The organism is Paraburkholderia sp., from assembly GCF_050742655.1.
Classification (GTDB): Bacteria; Pseudomonadota; Gammaproteobacteria; order Burkholderiales; family Burkholderiaceae; genus Paraburkholderia.
In genome coordinates this window covers 1-1820 of record NZ_JBOIGG010000060.1, presented here as the reverse complement: position 1 = coordinate 1820, position 1820 = coordinate 1, and the positions used below count along the sequence as shown (strand labels likewise).

2 protein-coding genes and 1 pseudogene are annotated in these 1820 nt (G+C 64.7%); all 3 read left to right on the top strand.

Annotated features, from left to right (window positions below; translation table 11 throughout):
* Positions 1–147: 147 nt before the first annotated feature.
* Positions 148–597 (top strand): annotated as a pseudogene (locus tag ACREXZ_RS30750) (helix-turn-helix domain-containing protein); the annotation flags it as partial.
* A 49-nt stretch (positions 598–646) separates the two neighbouring features.
* Positions 647–1324, top strand: coding sequence for an ISAs1 family transposase (locus ACREXZ_RS30745; protein WP_431767898.1), 678 nt, complete (start codon positions 647–649; stop codon positions 1322–1324).
* Between the two features lie 55 nt (positions 1325–1379).
* Positions 1380–1787: an ISAs1 family transposase gene (locus tag ACREXZ_RS30740; protein WP_431767897.1), complete on the top strand. Its 408-nt coding sequence runs from the start codon at positions 1380–1382 to the stop codon at positions 1785–1787.
* The last annotated feature ends 33 nt before the right edge of the window (positions 1788–1820 follow it).

Sequence of the window (1820 nt, the reverse complement as noted above, 5' to 3'; positions counted from 1 at the left end):
CGCCAAAGCCGACGGGCCGTTCACAACCGAAGACGCCCGCCTTAAGCTCAAGCATCTCGATCCCATCTTTTAGATGACTAAGGCCACTACTGCACTGACGCAAACGTAGGATTCACAAAGGCGCCCGGGTATGCGAGATCTATGGGCGTGGCCCAGGATGTCTGTGTGATCGTTGGAGCCGAGGACCGCGCGCGACTTGCCGCGATTGGCGGCGATCGTAGCCGGCCGCTGAAGCACGTTCAGCGCGCCCGCATCATTCTCGGCTCGGCGGAACGACTGCCGGTGCTGGATGTCGCTCGTCGGGCCGGCGGCGGCCGCCCGGCGGTCTGGCGCTGGCAACGGCGCTATGCCGAGGAAGGCGGGGACGCTCTCCTGCGCGACAAGACCCCCCTCCGCCAGCTTCTCCAGCCGGCAATGCCGGCCGGAGCCCCAAGCTGGCTTCGCCCGCCGGGCAAGGCGCCTGTGCCGGCCAGCCCGGTGGCCAGGGGGTTGGCGCTCACCTGCGCCGAGCCGCCCGGCGAGACCCCCCACTGGACCGGCCGGGCGATGGCTCGGACCATGGGGCTTTCCTTGCGCACCATCCAGCGCATCTGGAAGCAGGGTGATTCAATAAACCGCAGGGAGGGTTGCTGACAGGCGGCGGGTAATGGATTCTATTGGCGAATCGCCATTTTGGAGGTGGTTCGTGATGGTTCGGACTTTATGGGACACGTTGGGGGAGATCGAGGATCGGCGCGGGCGTCAGGGCCGTCACTACGAGCTTCGGTCTATTTTGGGCGTCGCGCTCGCCGCAATGCTCGCGGGATCGAACGATCTTCTGTCGATTTTCCGCTGGGGGCGACGGCTGAAGCCAGAGGCCTTGAAGCTGTTTGGGATTGCAAGCGGGCGCGCGCCCTGTCACGCGACCTATCATTATTTCTTTCAAGGGCTCAACGCCGAGGCGCTGTCCCACGCCCTGGGCCGTTTTGCGCTCGGCGCCGATGCGCCAGGACATATCGCGATCGACGGCAAAACGTTGCGCGGCAGCCGGCGGCTCGACGCCAAGCCTTTGCATGTTCTGTCCGCCTTCGCGACCGGGCTTTCAGGGGTGATCGGCGACCTCGTCGTCGCGCCCGAGGCCAACGAAATCACGGCGGCGATGACGCTTTTGAAGGGATTGCCGCTCGAAGGAGCGATCGTCACTGGCGACGCCATCTTCACCCAACGCGAGATTTGCCGCCACATCCGCGACGCCAAGGGCCATTATCTCTTCGCGGTGAAAGGCAATCAGCCCGAGCTTGAAAGCAACATCAAGACCGCCTTCGGCGACCTTTCCCCCCTGTGACGGCGCGCCGCCCGATCTTGCGTGCGCAAAGAGCGTCGAGAAAGGTCATGGCCGCGTGGAGACGCGCGAGATCGCCGTCACAAGCGAAGCCGTCGAACATCTGCGATGGCCCGGCGCGGCGCAGATTATCCGCATCGAGCGGCGACGTTGGATCAAGGGAAGGGAAAGCGTCGAGATCGCTTACTTTGTCACCAGCCTGACGCGAGACGAAGCCTCGCCGGAACGTCTGCTCGCCGTGACCCGTGAGCATTGGGCGATCGAGAACACCCTCCATTACGTCCGCGACGTGAGCTTAAACGAAGATCGATGCAGGGTGCGCGCCGGCGCCAGGCCGCTCGCGACCCTGCGCAATCTCGTCCTCACCCTCATCCGCCGCGCCGGGTTGCGCGTCCCAGAGACCCGCGAGAACTTCCGCGAAGACCGCGCCGCCGCAATCGCCGCCGTAACCGGAAAGATTCTTTGAATGACCCTGGGGCGACGAAATGCCCCGGAGAAG

Excerpts from the sequence above, each read along its gene's own strand:
- ACREXZ_RS30745 (WP_431767898.1), top strand. The coding sequence starts at position 647 with ATGGATTCTATTGGCGAATCGCCATTTTGGAGGTGGTTCGTGATGGTT.